The organism is Sinorhizobium sp. RAC02, assembly GCF_001713395.1.
Taxonomy (GTDB): Bacteria; Pseudomonadota; Alphaproteobacteria; order Rhizobiales; family Rhizobiaceae; genus Shinella.
Map to the genome: position 1 here is coordinate 734830 of NZ_CP016450.1, position 16034 is coordinate 750863.

Annotated in this window: 9 protein-coding genes; 5 read left to right on the forward strand and 4 right to left on the reverse strand. The window is 63.6% G+C overall.

What is annotated here, in order from left to right; all coding sequences use genetic code 11:
* Positions 1 to 200: 200 nt before the first annotated feature.
* The gene (locus BSY16_RS03430) at positions 201 to 1904 is read left to right on the forward strand and encodes a methyl-accepting chemotaxis protein (protein ID WP_069058377.1); all 1704 of its coding nucleotides are present in this window, start codon (positions 201 to 203) and stop codon (positions 1902 to 1904) included.
* Positions 1905 to 1936: 32 nt separating this feature from the next.
* Here BSY16_RS03430 and BSY16_RS03435 read toward each other — a convergent pair whose 3' ends face one another.
* From BSY16_RS03435 to BSY16_RS03445, 3 genes are all read right to left on the reverse strand, one after another.
* Positions 1937 to 4396, reverse strand: a complete 2460-nt coding sequence (locus tag BSY16_RS03435; RefSeq protein ID WP_069061343.1) for an ATP-dependent helicase — start codon at positions 4394 to 4396, stop codon at positions 1937 to 1939.
* A gap of 103 nt (positions 4397 to 4499) precedes the next feature.
* Positions 4500 to 4913, reverse strand: coding sequence for a carboxymuconolactone decarboxylase family protein (locus BSY16_RS03440; RefSeq protein WP_069058378.1), 414 nt, complete (start codon positions 4911 to 4913; stop codon positions 4500 to 4502).
* A gap of 49 nt (positions 4914 to 4962) precedes the next feature.
* Complete coding sequence (locus tag BSY16_RS03445) at positions 4963 to 5784, reverse strand: cyclase family protein (RefSeq protein ID WP_069058379.1); 822 nt, start codon at positions 5782 to 5784, stop codon at positions 4963 to 4965.
* Positions 5785 to 6083: 299 nt separating this feature from the next.
* Here BSY16_RS03445 and BSY16_RS03450 point away from each other — a divergent pair, with 299 nt between their 5' ends.
* The 4 genes from BSY16_RS03450 to BSY16_RS03465 all read left to right on the forward strand — a co-directional run bounded on the left by BSY16_RS03450 (position 6084) and on the right by BSY16_RS03465 (position 15779).
* A complete protein-coding gene (locus BSY16_RS03450) occupies positions 6084 to 7253 on the forward strand; it encodes an efflux RND transporter periplasmic adaptor subunit (protein ID WP_069058380.1) in 1170 nt (389 codons plus the stop codon).
* Positions 7253 to 10408 (forward strand): efflux RND transporter permease subunit, encoded by a 3156-nt coding sequence (locus BSY16_RS03455; RefSeq protein WP_069058381.1) that lies wholly within the window; start codon positions 7253 to 7255, stop codon positions 10406 to 10408. The genes BSY16_RS03450 and BSY16_RS03455 overlap by 1 nt, the downstream gene beginning before the upstream one ends.
* 106 nt (positions 10409 to 10514) lie before the next feature.
* Positions 10515 to 11927, forward strand: coding sequence for an FAD-binding oxidoreductase (locus tag BSY16_RS03460; protein WP_069061344.1), 1413 nt, complete (start codon positions 10515 to 10517; stop codon positions 11925 to 11927).
* A gap of 51 nt (positions 11928 to 11978) precedes the next feature.
* Entirely contained in the window at positions 11979 to 15779 is a 3801-nt protein-coding gene (locus BSY16_RS03465; protein WP_069058382.1) for an AsmA family protein, read from the forward strand.
* Here the strand turns inward: BSY16_RS03465 and BSY16_RS03470 are convergent.
* Positions 15776 to 16003 carry a ribbon-helix-helix domain-containing protein gene (locus tag BSY16_RS03470; protein ID WP_069061345.1) on the reverse strand — a complete coding sequence of 76 codons (228 nt, stop codon included), beginning with the start codon at positions 16001 to 16003 and terminating at the stop codon, positions 15776 to 15778. The genes BSY16_RS03465 and BSY16_RS03470 overlap by 4 nt on opposite strands.
* Between the last annotated feature and the right edge of the window lie 31 nt (positions 16004 to 16034).

Here is a 16034-nt window from a genome sequence, read left to right on the forward strand (position 1 = left end):
CGGCGCCGTGTGCGCCGGTTTTTTTATGCGCGCTCTTTCCAGCGCGCATTCATATGATTTTTTTCTGAATGTTACGCCGAACACCAGTTTGGTTTAGCAATTGCTAAGAATTTTCAGCCAATTCTAATAGGACTGCCGGATTGGCCGGCTCTGTGACTGTTTCCTGCTGGGGATGACACGTGACCGCTTTCGACTTTGGAATGGATGCCCGCGCCGTGCTTGCTGCGATGAAACGCTCTCAGGCGATCATCGAATTCGACCTGACGGGCAAAATCCTGCATGCCAACGAGAACTTCCTGCAAGCCGTCGGCTACCAGCTTTCGGAGATCGTCGGTCAGCATCACCGCATCTTCGTTGAACCGTCCGAGGCCAAATCGGCGGACTATGCCGCCTTCTGGGGCCGCCTTGCCGAGGGGCATTTCGACCGGCGCCAGTACAAGCGCATCGCCAAGGGCGGCCGCGAGATCTGGATCGAGGCATCCTACAATCCGGTCTTCCGCGGCAAGAAGCCCTACAAGGTGGTGAAGTTCGCGACCGATATCACCGCGGCGAAGCGGAAAGCGCTGGAGGACGAGGGCAAGCTCACGGCCCTTGGCCGCGCGCAGGCGGTTATCGAATTCTCGCCGAAGGGCGATATCCTGACGGCGAACCAGAACTTCCTGTCGGCGCTCGGCTACGACCTGTCCGAGATCGTCGGTCGCCACCATTCGCTGTTCTGCGCGCCGGACTATGTGGCGAGCGCGGAATACAAACATTTCTGGCAAAGGCTGGCCGAAGGCCACTTTGTTTCCGACCAGTTCACCCGCATCGCCAAAGGTGGTGGCAAGGTCCACATCCATGCTTCCTACAACCCGATCTTCGATGCCGACGGCAAGGTGTTCAAGGTGGTGAAGTTCGCCACCGACATGACGCAGCGGGTGCGGGCAATCGAGGAGATCGGTGCGGGCCTTGGGCGGCTTGCCGAATGCAATATCCGCATGACGATCGACAACCAGTTCGTGCCCGAATTCGAGCCGCTGCGCCGCGACTTCAACAACTCGATCAGCGCGTTCCAGGAAACCCTCTCGCAGGTGCTGGACCAGACGCATATGCAAAACCGCAGTGGCCAGGACATGCGCAAGGCTGCCGAGGACCTTTCCGAGCGTACCCGCCGGCAGGCTGTCGCCCTCGAAGAGACGGCTGCAGCATTGACGCAGGCGACCGTCGCCGTGCGCTCCTCGACCGATCGCACACGGGAAACCCGCAAGCTCGTGCAGGATGCCCGTGCCTCCGCCAACACCTCTGCCAATGTCGTGAACGACACGGTCAGCGCCATGCAGCGGATCGAGTCCGCCTCGAGCGAGATCAGCCAGATCATCGGCGTCATCGACGAAATCGCCTTCCAGACCAACCTCTTGGCACTCAATGCCGGCGTCGAGGCAGCGCGGGCAGGTGAGGCGGGGCGTGGCTTTGCCGTCGTGGCCCAGGAAGTGCGTGAACTCGCCCAGCGCTCGGCCAAGGCGGCCCGCGAGATCAAGACGCTGATCACCAATTCCAGCGCTGAGGTTCAGGATGGCGTGCGTCTTGTCGGCGAGACCGGCCGGGCGCTGCGTGAAATCGGAAGCTTCGTCGAAGAGATCGATCACAATGTCGATGCCATCGCGACCTCTGCCGCCGAACAGGCGAGCGGGCTGGAGGAAATCAGCGCGGCTGTGAGCGACGTGGACCGCATCACTCAGGAAAACGCCGCCATGGTGGAGCACACCACCTCCACCAGCCAGTCGCTTGCCGAAGGCGCGATAACGCTGAGCGAGCTGGTGAATCGCTTCCAGCTCAATCGCCGTGCCCTTCGCCGCGACGGAAGCGAAATCTGGACACCGGAAGAACGCACTGCCCGCCTCGGCGGCATGCGCAGGGCATCCTGATGTTCCGATGAAGGGGCCGCCAGGCGGTCCCGTCAGACCTTTTCGACAAAGCCGTCCAGCACGCGCTTCTGGCCGGCGCGGTCGAAATCGATCGTCAGCTTGTTGCCCTCGATCGCCGCCACATTGCCATTGCCGAACTTGGTGTGGAAAACACGGTCGCCGACGGTAAATTTCGACGGTTCGGTGGTGGTCGACTTCGCCACCAGTTCGCCGTCGATGGTGCGCGAGCGCGGCCCGGACTCACCATAGCCGATGCGCTCCACGGCATGTCCGGAGCGGGAACCCCAGTTATCTCGGGTCGCATCCGTGCGGTTCGTCTGGGCACGACGCCAGCCGGGCGTCGAATAGCTGTTCTGGAACGGCTCCTGCTTGTCGAAGCGCGACTGGCCGTAGCCGCCACGGCCGTAACCGCCATAGGATTGCTCGACCTCGGCCACTTCGACATGCGCTTCCGGCAATTCGTCGAGGAAACGCGACGGCAGGGTCGATTGCCAGAGGCCGTGGATGCGGCGGTTCGAGACGAACCAGATGTGGCAGCGCCGTTTGGCGCGGGTGATGCCGACATAGGCGAGGCGGCGTTCCTCCTCCAGGCCGGAGCGTCCGCCCTCGTCGAGCGCGCGCTGGTGCGGGAACAGGCCTTCCTCCCAGCCGGGCAGGAAGACGGTCTCGAATTCGAGACCCTTGGCCGAGTGCAGCGTCATGATCGAGACGGCATCGAGTTCGGCGTTCTGCTCGGCATCCATGACAAGCGACACGTGATCCAGGAAGCCGCGCAGCGACTCGAAGGCCTCCATCGAGCGGATGAGCTCTTTCAGGTTTTCAAGACGTCCCGGGGCTTCGGCAGACTTGTCCGCCTGCCACATGGCGGTGTAGCCGCTCTCGTCGAGAACCTGCTCGGCAAGCTCGGTATGCGGCATGGTTTCCAGCAGCGACTGCCAGCGGCGGAAATCGGTGACGACGTCGAAAAGCGCCTTGCGCGCCTTCGGCTTCAATTCGTCAGTCTCGATAATGTCGGCGGCGGCGGCCAGCATCGGGATATCGCGGGCGCGGGCATAGTCGTGCAGGTTGCGGATCGTCGTGTCGCCGAGGCCGCGCTTCGGCGTGTTGACGATGCGCTCGAAAGCCAGGTCGTCGGCTGGCTGGCTGACGAGGCGGAGATAGGCCATGGCATCACGGATTTCGAGCCGCTCATAGAAGCGCGGGCCGCCGATGACGCGGTAGTTCAGGCCGAGCGTGACGAAACGGTCTTCGAATTCGCGCATCTGGAAGGAGGCGCGCACGAGGATCGCCATGTCGTTGAGCTTGTGCTGCTTGCGCTGCAACTGCTCGATTTCCTCGCCGACGGCACGGGCTTCCTCTTCGGAATCCCAGGCGGCATGCACGACGACCTTGTCGTCGTCGGGATCGTGGCGGTCAGTGAAGAGCGTCTTGCCGAGACGGTCCTCGTTGTGCGCAATCAGGTGGCCGGCGGTGCCGAGAATGTGGGCGGTGGAGCGATAGTTGCGCTCCAGCTTGACGACTTTCGCGCCGGGAAAATCCTTCTCGAAGCGCAGAATGTTGTCCACTTCCGCCCCGCGCCAGCCATAGATCGACTGGTCGTCGTCGCCGACGCAGCAGACGTTCTGCGGCGTGCCCTTGGGGCGCTGCGCCAGGAGGCGCAGCCACATGTACTGGGCGGTGTTGGTGTCCTGGTATTCGTCGACGAGGATGTAGCGGAATTTCTGGTGATATTCGGCCAGCACGTCCGGATTGGCGCGGAACATGCGGATCGGATGCAGCAGCAGGTCGCCGAAGTCGCAGGCGTTCAGCGTCTTCAGGCGGTTCTGGTAGGCAATGTAGAGTTCGCGGCCCTTGCCGTTGGCGAAGGCACGGGCGTCACCCTCCGGGATCTGCGCCGGGTCGAGGCCCTTGTTCTTCCAGCCGTCGATCATGCCGGCGAACTGCTTTGCCGGCCAGCGCTTGTCGTCGATGCCTTCGGCCTGGAGGATCTGCTTGATCAGGCGCACCACGTCATCGGTGTCGAGGATCGAAAAGTCCGAGCGCAGGCCGACGAGTTCGGCATGGCGGCGCAGGAGCTTGACGCCGATGGAGTGGAAGGTACCGAGCCAGGGCATGCCCTCGACGGCGCCGCCGACGAGAAGCCCGATGCGTTCCTTCATCTCGCGCGCCGCCTTGTTGGTGAAGGTCACGGCAAGCAGCTGGCTGGGGAAGGCGCGGCCGGTGGCAAGGATATGGGCGATGCGCGTTGTCAGCACGCGCGTCTTGCCCGTGCCGGCGCCGGCGAGCACCAGAACGGGGCCGTCGACCGTTTCCACCGCCTCGCGCTGCTCGGGATTGAGGCCGGAAAGATAGTCCGGCGCCCGACCGGAATCCCGTGCTGCCATGGCGCGCGCAGCAATGCCGCCGCCGGCCGGTTTCGCCGGCGCTGCGGGTTTCTTGGCGAGTTGCGGGTCTTCGTCGAAGAAGGGAATGTCGTCGTAACCGCTGATCATGCGGTTCAATGTAGTGATTCGGGTTCGAAAGACCAGTTTTCTGTTCTGCTTTTATTCCCTACGGGGAAACGACAGCCGAAAGAATGTGGAAAGCGACGCCCGTTCAGGCCTTTGCGCGGTCGGCATCGAAGACATTGTCCACGGGCAGTTGAAGGGCCGTCGCAAGCTGGTTCGTCTTGCCGGCGAGCGAGACGATGGCGAGCAATTCGGCATATTGCGCATCCGTCATGCCCTTCGCCTTGGCGGCGGCAGTGTGGGAGTGAACGCAATAGCTGCAGCCATTCGTCACCGAAACGGCGATGTAGAGCATTTCCTTGACCAGCGGATCGAGCGTGGACGGCGTCGCCATCACGGCTTTCACCTCGGCCCAGGTGCGCTCCAGCAGGGCTGGATCAAAGGCGAGGTAGCGCCACATATTGTTGACGAAATCCGACTTGCGGGTGGTGCGGATGTCGTCGAACACCGCCTTGACGCGCGGATCGGCTTCGAGGTCTTCGGCGGGCTTGACGGTGCTCATGGTTTCTCCTGAAGGAAAGGCCGGCGGAAAATCCGCCGGCCGATGTCGTTTAGACCAGCGCGATGACGCGCGACGGGCCACCCGTGCCGCCCCGCACCTTCGGCGCGCCGACGATGAGTGTCGCGCCCTTGGCCGGAAGCTGGTCCAGATTGGCGGCAGCTTCAAGTCCCCAATGGCCGGAGGCAAGCCAGGCATAGTGCGTGGCGAAGTCCGGCGAGATGCCGTAGTCGAGCGACAGTGTATCGACGGCGATGCCGGCGGCGCTCGAATTTTCCGCCAGATACTGCACGGCTTCGACATGGAAGCCGGGGAAGTGCATCTTGCCCTCGGCGTCGGCATTGCGGAACTTGTCCGTGCCGAGATGTTTGCCCCAGCCGGAGAGGAGCGCCACGCAGGCCTTTTCCGGCAGGTCGCCGTTGGTGGCGATCCACGCCTTGATGTCGTCCGGCGTCAACTGTGCATCCGGGTTGGCATCGGCCTTCGCGCGGATGTCGATGACGGCGAGCGGCACGACGAGATCGGAGACCGGGATTTCGGCGACCGACTTGCCGTCTTCGGAAAAGTGCAGCGGCGCATCGAGATGCGTGCCGGTGTGCTCGTTGACGCGCAGTTCGAACAGATTGAACTTGTGTTCCTTGTAGTTGAACTTCTGCTCACGCCAGAACTGCTGCTGTCCGAAAAAGGTCGGAAACTCTTCGTAGAGTTCATGGGTGAGGTCCGTGGCATTCGTCGGTGCCTGAGCCAAAGCCGGGCTCAATGCACCGGAACTGGCAGCGGCAACGGTAGCAGCACCCGCGGCGGCAGCGCGGAAGAAGCTTCTTCTCGAAAGCATGCGGTTCTTGACGGATTCGATGACGCAGGCGTCACACATGGATTTTCCCCCTGTCGGTCAATGCGTTGATGAAAGAATACTGAAATAGGCTTGGCCACGCGGGCCGTGGAAAAAGTATCACAAGCGCAAGGATGGTCCAGTCACGACCATGCTCGCCAAAGGAGCGGGAAGAGAAGATTTCTCCACGTTTTCTTACATTTCGGTAACAGAGCGGCCCGCCAATCTTACATTTCGGTAATGATCCGATTCTTTCATTGCCGGTTCATTTCCAAAGCAGGATACTTGCTCTATGCCGCATCTCGACAGGTGTCGGTTCGCTTTCATCGGAGAGAGATTGCATGCGGGTTTGGAAACAGCTCCTCATAAGCCTTGGCGTCATTTCGGCCGGGGTTTTGCTCTGGGGCCGCTTCGTGCCTGGGGCAAACGACATGCTCGAGGCCGCCGGCCTGCCGAGCACGCTCGTTGCCGCGATCGCTCCTGCGAGCGAGGGGCAGGCGGACGGCGGACAGCAGGGCGGCCGGCGCGGCGGCTTCGGCGGCGGGCCGGTGCTCGTTGCCACGAAACCTGTCGCCATGGCCGTGGTCAATGACCGGCTCAATGCCATCGGCAACGGCGAGGCGATCCGCACCGTCACCGTGACGCCCTATGCGACCGGTAACCTGACGGACGTGCTGGTCAAATCCGGCGACCGGGTGGAGCAGGGGCAGGTCATCGCTCGTCTCGACAGCGACGAACAGCGCATCGCCGCCGACCAGGCGCGCGTGGCGCGTGAAAGCGCTGACCAGAAGCTCAAGCGTATCCAGAACCTCAAGTCCTCCATGAGTGTCGCGGAGTTGCAGGATGCCGAAACCGCGCTGAAGGCGGCTGAACTTGTGCTGCAGAATGCCGAACTGACGCTGCGCCGGCGCGATATCATTGCACCCTATGGCGGCGTGGTCGGCATTATCTCGGTCAATTCCGGCGATTATGTTACGACGTCGAGCCCGATTGCCGTCATTGATGACCGTTCGGAAATCCTCGTCGATTTCTGGGTGCCGGAGCGTTTTGCAACGAGCGTGCGTGTCGGCGGCGATATCACCGCGACGGCCGTGGCTCGGCCGGGCGAAACCTTCTCGGGCGAGGTGCAGGCGATCGACAACCGCATCGACCAGGAAAGCCGCACCCTCCGTGTGCGCGCCCGCATCGACAATCCCGAGGATGTGCTGCGCGCCGGGATGTCCTTCCAGGTCAACATGCTCTTCGCCGGCGATTTTTATCCGAGCGTCGATCCGCTCTCAGTGCAGTGGAGTTCGGATGGTTCCTACATATGGCGGGTAGCCGGCGAGAAGGTCGAGCGCGTGCCGGTCCATATCGTCCAGCGCAATCCCGACAAGGTTTTGGTGAAGGCAGCACTTGCCGAGGGTGATCAGGTCGTCACCGAAGGCGTGCAGACGCTGCGTCCCGGCGGCGCGGTGCGCACCGCCGAGCAGGACCGCCAGGCAACGTCCTCCGTGGCGGAGGGCTCGTAATGTCGGGGGACGCGAACGGGCTCGATACGTCCGGCAAGGCGGGGTTTACCGCACTCTTCATCCGTCGGCCGATTTTCGCGCTTGTGCTGAACACGTTGATCGTCGTCGCCGGCCTTGCCGCCTTCAACGGCGTGGAAATTCGCGAACTTCCCTCCGTCGATCAGCCGGTGATCAGCGTGTCCACCGAGTTCGAGGGCGCCTCGCCCGAGACGGTCGATCGCGAGTTGACGGACGTTGTCGAGGGTGCCGTCTCGCGCGTGCAAGGCATCAAGGACATTTCCTCGCAGTCGTCCTTCGGCCGCAGCCGCGTTACCCTGCAATTTTCCGATACGACTGACGTCAACCAGGCGGCGAATGACGTGCGCGATGCGCTCGGCCGCGTATCGAACCAGCTTCCGGACGGCGCCGAGGAGCCGCGCGTCGTCAAGGCGGATGCCGACAGCCAGCCGATCATGCGTCTCGCACTGACCTCCGATACCCAGTCGCTGGAAGACCTGACGCTGCTTGCCGAAAACGAGATCACCGACAGGCTCGCCTCCGTCGAGGGTGTCGCGGATGTCGTCGTCTATGGCGACCAGGAGAAGATTTTTCGCGTCGACGTCGACCAGTCGAAGTTGGCGGCGCGCGGCATTACAGTGGCGGACCTGCGCAATGCGCTGGCGACCGCCTCCTTCGACGTGCCCGCCGGCTCACTGAAGAGCCAGAGCCAGGATATCACTGTGCGGGCGACGGCAGACCTCACCAAGCCGGCCGACTTCGAAAACCTGATGATCAAGAACCGGGTGCGCCTCGGCGATATCGCGATGGTGACGCTGGGGCCGGACGAGGGCTCGACCGCGCTGCGTTCCAATGGGCGACAGGGCATCGGGCTCGGCATCATCCGTCAGGCGCAATCGAATACGCTGGATATTTCCACCGGCGTGAAGCAGATGGTGGCGCAGTTCGGCACCATCCTGCCGGAAGGCACCGAGATCAAGATCACCAGCGACGACGCCGTCTTCATCGAAGGCGCAATCCACGAAGTGGAGATCGCGCTGGTCGTCGCAGTGCTGATCGTGACGCTCGTCATCTACCTCTTCCTGCTCGACTGGCGGGCGACGCTGATCCCGACGATCAGCATGCCGATCGCGCTGATCGGTACGATCGCGGCGATCTACATGGCCGGCTTCTCCGTCAACATCCTGACGCTGCTGGCCATCGTCCTGGCGACCGGCCTTGTGGTGGACGACGCCATCGTGGTGCTGGAAAACATCGTGCGCCGGCGGGCGGAGGGGTTGAAGCCGCGCGCGGCGGCGATCCTCGGCACGCTGGAAGTGTTCTTTGCCGTGATTGCGACGACGGCGACACTGGCAGCCGTCTTTATTCCGCTCTCCTTCCTTCCGGGCCAGGCGGGACGGCTCTTCCGCGAGTTTGGCTTCGTGCTGGCTTTCGCCATTCTGCTGTCCTCGTTCGTGGCGCTGACATTGTGCCCGATGCTTGCCTCCCGCATGCTGACGAAGGACATGACGCACGAGCACACGGGCGTGCTTGCCCGCATCGGCGGCGCGGCCTCGCGCTTCTATCGCTCGACGCTGAGCGCTTGCCTCGGTGCGCCCTTCATCGTCTTCATCGTGGCGCTGCTCTTCACCGCGGCTGGCGCGACCTCCTTCTTCACCATCAAGTCCGAGCTGACGCCGAGCGAGGACCGGTCCATGGTGATGCTGCGCGTGAATGCGCCGCAGGGCGTGTCGCTCGAATACGCACAGGACCAGATGAAGCTGATCGAGAACAAGCTTCGTCCGCTCTACGACAGCGGGGAGATCGTCAACATCTTCTCGATTTCCGGGCAGGGTGGGTCTTCGAACAGCGGCTTCATGGTGCTGACGCTGGCACCCTGGAGCGAGCGCGAGCGCGCGCAGCAGCAGATCGTGCAGGATATCAACCAGGCGGTCGCGACAGTGCCTTCGGTGCGCACCTTCGCCATGCAGCCGAACAGTCTCGGCATCCGCGGCGCCGGCAACGGCCTCCAGGTCGCGCTCGTCGGCAACGACTATACCAAGCTCGGCAACGCCGCGGCCGAACTCGTGCGCAAGATCGAGGACAGCGGTCGCTTCCAGAACGTGCGCCTGAACTATGAGGCCAACCAGGCACAGCTCTCGGTGACGATCGACCGCGAACGTGCCGCCGACCTCGGCATCGACATTACCGGCCTGTCCACGGCCTTGCAGGCGATGCTGGAAGGCACGAGCGTCGTCGATATCTATGTCGAGGGGCAGGCCTATCCCGTCAAACTCTCCTCGACGACCCAGCCGATCAACGATCCGATGGATCTCGAAAACATCTTCCTGAAGACCGGCGATGGCAAGATCGTACCGATGTCCTCGATCGCCTCGCTGGAAGAGAAGGCCGTCGCGCCGCAGCTTTCGCGCGAGCAGCAATTGCGCGCCGTTTCGCTCTCGGCCGGTCTCAAGGATGGCCTTGCACTCGGCGATGCGCTTGCGATGGTGCAGGAGATGGCCGAGCCGCTGCTGCCGGAAGGCTCGCGCCTGATGCCGATGGCGGAAGCGGCGACGCTGCAGGAGAATTCGAGCGGCCTTGCCGTCACCTTCGGCTTCGCCCTCATCATCATCTTCCTCGTGCTGGCCGCGCAGTTCGAGAGCTTCGTCAGCGCCATCATCATCATGGTGACGGTGCCGCTCGGGCTTGCCTGCGCCGTCTTCGCAATGATCCTGACGGGCACGACGCTCAACATCTACAGCCAGATCGGGCTCGTCCTGCTCGTCGGCATCATGGCTAAGAACGGCATCCTGATCGTCGAATTTGCCAACCAGCTGCGCGACCGCGGACAGGATATCCGCAGTGCCATCGAAAACGCCTCGAACATCCGCCTGCGCCCGGTCATGATGACGATGATCGCCACCGTCGTCGGTGCCGTGCCGCTGGTGCTGGCAAGCGGCGCGGGTGCGGAGGCGCGTGTCTCGCTCGGCTGGGTGCTCGTCGGTGGCCTTGGCCTTGCGACGGTCGTCACGCTCTACCTGACACCCGTCGCCTATCTGGTGATCGCCCGCTTTACCAGCCCGCACGCCGACGAGGAACGGCGCCTTGCCGCCGAGTTGCAGCACGCCGAGACCCTTTCCAAGGGCGGCGACGGCGCCCTGCCGCAACCGGCGGAGTGACGGCCGGACAGTCGCGGCCGGAAATGCTGATGAGGATCGGATATTGCTGCTGGACAGCCGGGCGCCAATTTGCTGAGTAAACCCCACAGGCAGTGAGGGTATGACGATGGCATTGGCGGATATCAGGAGTGGCACGCGCAACGAGCAGGGCATTGCCGAGATATTGCCGCGTCTTGCCGAGCGTTTCGGCCAACGTTTCCAGACCGGCGAAGCGATCCGCGCCCAGCATGCGCACACCACGACCTATATCCCCGCCCAGCTTCCCGATGGTGTCGTGTTCGTCGAGACTGCCGAAGAGGTGAAGGCGATCGTCAGTCTCTGCGCGGAACTAAAGGTGCCGGTCATACCCTTCGGCACCGGCTCCTCGCTGGAGGGGCAGGTGAATGCGCCGCACGGCGGAATCTCCATCGATTTCAGCAATATGAAGCGCGTGCTGGAGGTGAACGCCGAGGATCTCGATTGCACGGTCGAGCCGGGCATCACCCGCGAGGAGCTGAATACCTATCTGCGCGATACCGGCCTGTTCTTCCCGATCGATCCGGGCGCCAATGCCTCGCTCGGCGGCATGACCTCGACACGGGCCTCCGGCACGAATGCCGTTCGCTACGGCACGATGAAGGACAACGTGCTGGCCGTGACCGCCGTGACGGCAACCGGCGAGGAAATCCGCACCGCCCGCCGTGCGCGAAAGTCGTCGGCGGGGTATGACCTGACACGCCTCTTCGTCGGTGCCGAGGGCACGCTCGGCGTCTTGACCTCTATCACGCTACGCCTCCAGGGCATTCCGTCTGTCATCGCTGGCGGCATTTGCGGCTTTCCGACCTTGAAGGACGCCTGCGATGCCGTGATCATGACGATCCAGCTCGGCATCCCCGTCGCGCGGATCGAGCTGGTCAACACCCTGCAGATCAAGGCCTGCAACGCCTATTCGGGCCTCACGCTGCCGGAGCAACCGACGTTGTTCGTGGAATTCCACGGCAATGAGGACAGTGTTCGCCTGCAGTCTGAGGAATTCGGCGCGATTGCCGGGGAATGCGGCGGTGGCGAATTTCAGTGGACTTCGGATGCCGAGGAGCGCGCGAAGCTCTGGAAGGCGCGGCACAATGTCTATTGGGCGGCCAAGGCGCTTCGGCCGGGTTACTCCGTCATCGCGACCGATGTCTGCGTGCCGATCTCCAGGCTCGCCGACTGCGTGGCGCAAACCGAGGCCGATATCGAGGAACATGGCCTGCTGGCGCCGATCGTCGGGCATGCGGGCGACGGCAACTTCCATGTCAGCCTCGTCTTCGATGACAAGGACCCCACCCATGTGGCCCAGGTCGAGGCCTTTGTCGGCCGGCTCAATGCCCGTGCGCTTGCCATGGACGGCACCTGCACCGGCGAACATGGTATAGGGCAGGGCAAACAATCCTTCCTGCCGGGCGAGCTTGGCGGCTCGGTTCTGCTCATGCAGCAGATCAAGCAGGCGCTCGATCCGGACAACATTCTGAACCCGGGCAAGATTTTTTCGACCCTCTAGCGGACGTTCGCGTTATCCTGACGGAACGAAACGGAATTCAAGGCAGGCTGCGTGCTTTCTAGGATCATGCTCTTCGTTGGCGGCTTGGTGGTCGTGGCGCTCTTTGCGGCGCTGCTTGCACCGCTTTTCGTCGACTGGACCAGCTTTCGGCAGGATTTCGAGCGCGAGGCGAGCCGCATCATGGGACGCCCCGTCACCGTGCACGGCAGCGTCGATGCGCGGCTCATCCCGTTTCCCTCGGTGACACTCAACGACGTGCGCGTCGGCGCGCCGGAAGAGGGCAAGCCGCTGGTCGAAATCGCGCGCTTTTCCATGGATGCGGAACTGGCGCCGTTTTTGTCCGGCGAGGCACTGATCTTCGACATGCGCATCGAAGGCCCCAAGGCGCGTATCAAACTCTTCCAGGACGGCACGCTCGACTGGGCGCGTGGTCGGAAATCCGATATTCCGGCCCGCACCGTCATCCTCGAAAATGTCGAGATCAGCGGCGGCGAGATCGAGTTCGTCGACGAACAGACCGGCCGCACGCGCCATGTCACCGGGCTTGATGCGCAGATTTCGGCCAAGTCGCTGGGCGGCCCGTGGCGCATCGATGGCCGAGCGGCGCTCGATGGCGAGAGCGGCGCGTTCCAGCTTTCGAGCGGGCAACTGGAGAACGGTGCCCTCTCGATGCGCGCCCGCGTGGTGCCCGACCGGCTTTCCTTCACCGCCGATCTCGACGGCGCGCTGAGGGTTGTCGATTTCCGCCCGCTCTATGACGGCGCCTTCACCCTGTCGGAAAAGCCGCGGCCGAAGGGCGAGGGGGCGCCTGAGCCGATCCGCGTCGCCGGCAAGTTCGAGCTCTCCAACGAACGCATCCGCATCCCCGAATACCGTCTGGAAGCCGGGCCGCGGGACGACCCCTATGTCGTCACCGGCGAGGCGACCCTTGATACCGGCCGCGCGCCGGAATTCCTGCTGATCGCCGATGGCCAGCAGATCGATGTCAGCCGCATCGGCAACAGCGGCGAGGCGGGCAAGACTGGCCGCAATCCGCAGGTCACCGTCCGCCAACGGCTTCAGGCGCTGCTCGCCATTGCCGCCGATATCCCGATCCCGCAGGTGCCGGGCCGCGCGAGCCTCTTCCTGCCCGCCGTGGTGGTGGGCGATACGACGGTGCGCGAAGTGCGTCTCGACGTGAAGCCGGACGGCGACGGCTGGAAAATCGACCGGGCGGATGCGCTTCTGCCCGGGCGCACCGCGCTTGAAGCAAAAGGGCGGCTGATGCTGCGGGAAAACCGCGGCTTCGTCGGCGATCTCCTGGTTGCCTCCAATCAGCCATCGGGACTTGCGACCTGGCTTGCCGGTTCCGTCGATCCTGAAATTCGCAAGCTGAAGACGGCCGGTTTCTCCGCCCAGGTGAACCTGACGGATGAGTTGCAGCGGTTTGAAAATCTCGAAATCGCGATTGGCGAGGCCTCGCTGCTGGGCCGACTGGAACGGGAATCCCGCGCGGACGCGTCGCCCACCCTGTCGCTCCAACTGCACGGCAACGAAGTCGAACTGGAATCCCTTCAGGCCCTGGTCGGCCTCGTCGCGGGCGATGCATCCGTTTCGACAGTGCTGGAGCACTCGATCGCGCTCGACATCAAGGCAGATCGTTTCAACGCCTTTGGTGAGGCCGCCTCGGGCGTCAATGCCGCCCTTACCGTCAAGGATGGCCTGCTGACGCTGAACCGGCTCATGGTCGCCTCGCTGGAGGGAGTGGAGCTTTCGGCAAGCGGTACGCTCGGGGGCACGCTTCTCGCGCCAAGCGCCGGGCTCGACATGACGGTGAAGGCGGCTGTGATGCGTCCGGTCGCGGACCTTCTGTCGCGGCATCTCCCGGCACATCCCGTGCTCAGCCGCTTTGTCGCCAATGCCGGCTACTACGACAATGCCGATCTCACGGTCCGGGCCGCCGTTTCCGGCGAAGACGGAGGCCCGGCGACCGTCACGGTGAATGGCCCCGTCAACGAGGGCCGCGTTGAACTGAAACTGTCGGCTGCGACGCTTGCCGATCTGCTGCGCGGCCGCAATTTCGAGCTGGACGGCAGCATCTTCAATCCGCAGTCCGTCGTGCTGGCCGGGCAAATCGGGCTCGATCCGCTGCCGTTCGATGCCGATCCGGATGCCAGCGTGACATTCCGGGCCGCGCAACCGGAAGCGGGGCCGGCTGATGTTTCGGCCGCCTTCAATGCCGGCAACACTTCGATTTCGGCGAAGGGCAAGGCGGCCCTGTCGGCGGAAAGTTTCCTGAGTGGTTCGCTGGCTCTTTCCGCCAAGAGCGATGATATCGAACCCTACCTGATGATGAACGCGATCGCCCTGCCGCAGGTGGGGGCTGGCCTGCCGCTGACCTTGCAGGCTGCCGTGGCCACCAGCGCCGAGGCCATCGCGATCAGCGATATTGTCGGCGAGGCCGACCGCAATGCCTTTTCGGGCGCGCTGACACTCGACCGAACCGCGGCGATGCTGAAAGGCACGGGCACGCTGCGCTTCGATACGGTCGACTTTCCGTTTCTCGCCGAAGCGGTGGCAGGTCCGGTGACGGATATGGTCGAGGGCGGCTTGAATCCTGCACCGCTTGTGCAGCCGCTCCAGGATACTGCGGACATGTCCATTGCCCTGGAGGCAGGATCCTTCTGGCCGGGCCTTTATGGCGCAGTGGGAGGTTTCAAGAGTAATCTCATCTGGAAGGGCGGTGAACTGACGCTGACCGACATGGCCGGTGACTGGCTGGGCGGAAAATTGTCCGGCCGGATCAAGGTCGCCAATGCGGAGGAAAACGGGCTGTTCGAGGCACGCGCCACGCTTTCCGGTGCCGATCTTTCGAAAATCGTCTGGGCCGGGCCGAAAGGCACGGTTGCCACGGGCAAGGCAGATGTGACGCTTGCCGTCGACGCATCCGGCAAGAGTGTGCGCGCCATGGTCGAAGGTGCGAGCGGTTCGGGCGAGGTGCAGGTCTCCGATCTTGTTGTGAACGGGCTGGATACCGGCGCGCTGCCCGCACTCCTGGCGGAAGCGGATCGCCTCGACGGCGATATCACGGCGGAGCGCGTGGCGGCTTTCGCATCCGATGTGATTTTGAAGGGCGAGGCGGCTTTGGGCGCGGTGCGCATTCCCTTTGCGCTTGCGGGCGGCAAGCTGCGCGTCCAGAGCGTAACCGGAGAGGATAGCCGCGCAGCGCTTGTCGGCGATGCGGATATCGATCTTGCCAATGATACGATGGTCGGAAAGCTGGCGGTCACCTACAAGGCCGGCGACGAGGCTCTTGCCGGCGCCGATCCCGAGGTCGCGCTCTCCTATCGCGGCCTTATCGAAGCGCCGGGTGTCGAACTCGATGTCCAGCCGCTTGCCAACTACCTGTCGCTTCGCCGTTTCGAAACGGAACGCCGGCGCGTGGAAACGCTCCAGGCCAATGTGCTCGAGAAGCAGCGGTTGCGGCGTGAAGCTGCCCTTTACCGCTCGCGGACGGAGGCGCGTGCAGCACTTGCCGAGGCCATGCGTCTTCAGACGGAAGAGGAAGAACGCCGCCGCGTCGAAGCGCGTAAACGGGCCGATGAGGAGCGCACGACCCGCGCGGCCGCGGAAGAGGCCGAACGCACCCGCCGCAAGGCGGCAGATGACGCCCGTCTTCTCCTGGAGGCACAGGAGCAGGCACGCCGCCTTGCCGAACAGCGTGCTGCCGAAGAGGCCAAAAGAGCGGAAGATGAGGCGACACGCCGCCGACTGCCGGTGTCGCCTGAAGACGGCGTCGAGCGCGGCGGCGAGTTATCACCGCTCGATAGCGGCCAGAACCTGAACTTCGACTCGCTGCCGGGCGTCAATTAAGCCGCGGCGTCGCCAGCCTGTCGCTTCAGCCAGTCCAGCACATGGAGGCGGAGCGCCGAGGAAAGGTTGCCGTCGACGCCGCGTGCGTCGTCGATTTCGCGAATGAGTGCTGCGACCGGGACGCCGCGTTCCTCGGCGATGGCCTTCAGCTCGTCATGGAAGGCGGGTTCGAGCGAAAAGCTCGTGCGATGGCCGTGCAGCGTGGTGGAGTATTTGCGGATCATGCCCATCTTTACGCGCTGATTCAGGGGATTG

Coding starts and splice junctions, on each gene's coding strand:
- BSY16_RS03430 (WP_069058377.1), top strand. CDS start 201: ATGGATGCCCGCGCCGTGCTTGCTGCGATGAAACGCTCTCAGGCGATC.
- BSY16_RS03435 (WP_069061343.1), bottom strand. CDS start 4,396: ATGATCAGCGGTTACGACGACATTCCCTTCTTCGACGAAGACCCGCAA.
- BSY16_RS03440 (WP_069058378.1), bottom strand. CDS start 4,913: ATGAGCACCGTCAAGCCCGCCGAAGACCTCGAAGCCGATCCGCGCGTC.
- BSY16_RS03445 (WP_069058379.1), bottom strand. CDS start 5,784: ATGTGTGACGCCTGCGTCATCGAATCCGTCAAGAACCGCATGCTTTCG.
- BSY16_RS03450 (WP_069058380.1), top strand. CDS start 6,084: ATGCGGGTTTGGAAACAGCTCCTCATAAGCCTTGGCGTCATTTCGGCC.
- BSY16_RS03455 (WP_069058381.1), top strand. CDS start 7,253: ATGTCGGGGGACGCGAACGGGCTCGATACGTCCGGCAAGGCGGGGTTT.
- BSY16_RS03460 (WP_069061344.1), top strand. CDS start 10,515: ATGGCATTGGCGGATATCAGGAGTGGCACGCGCAACGAGCAGGGCATT.
- BSY16_RS03470 (WP_069061345.1), bottom strand. CDS start 16,003: ATGATCCGCAAATACTCCACCACGCTGCACGGCCATCGCACGAGCTTT.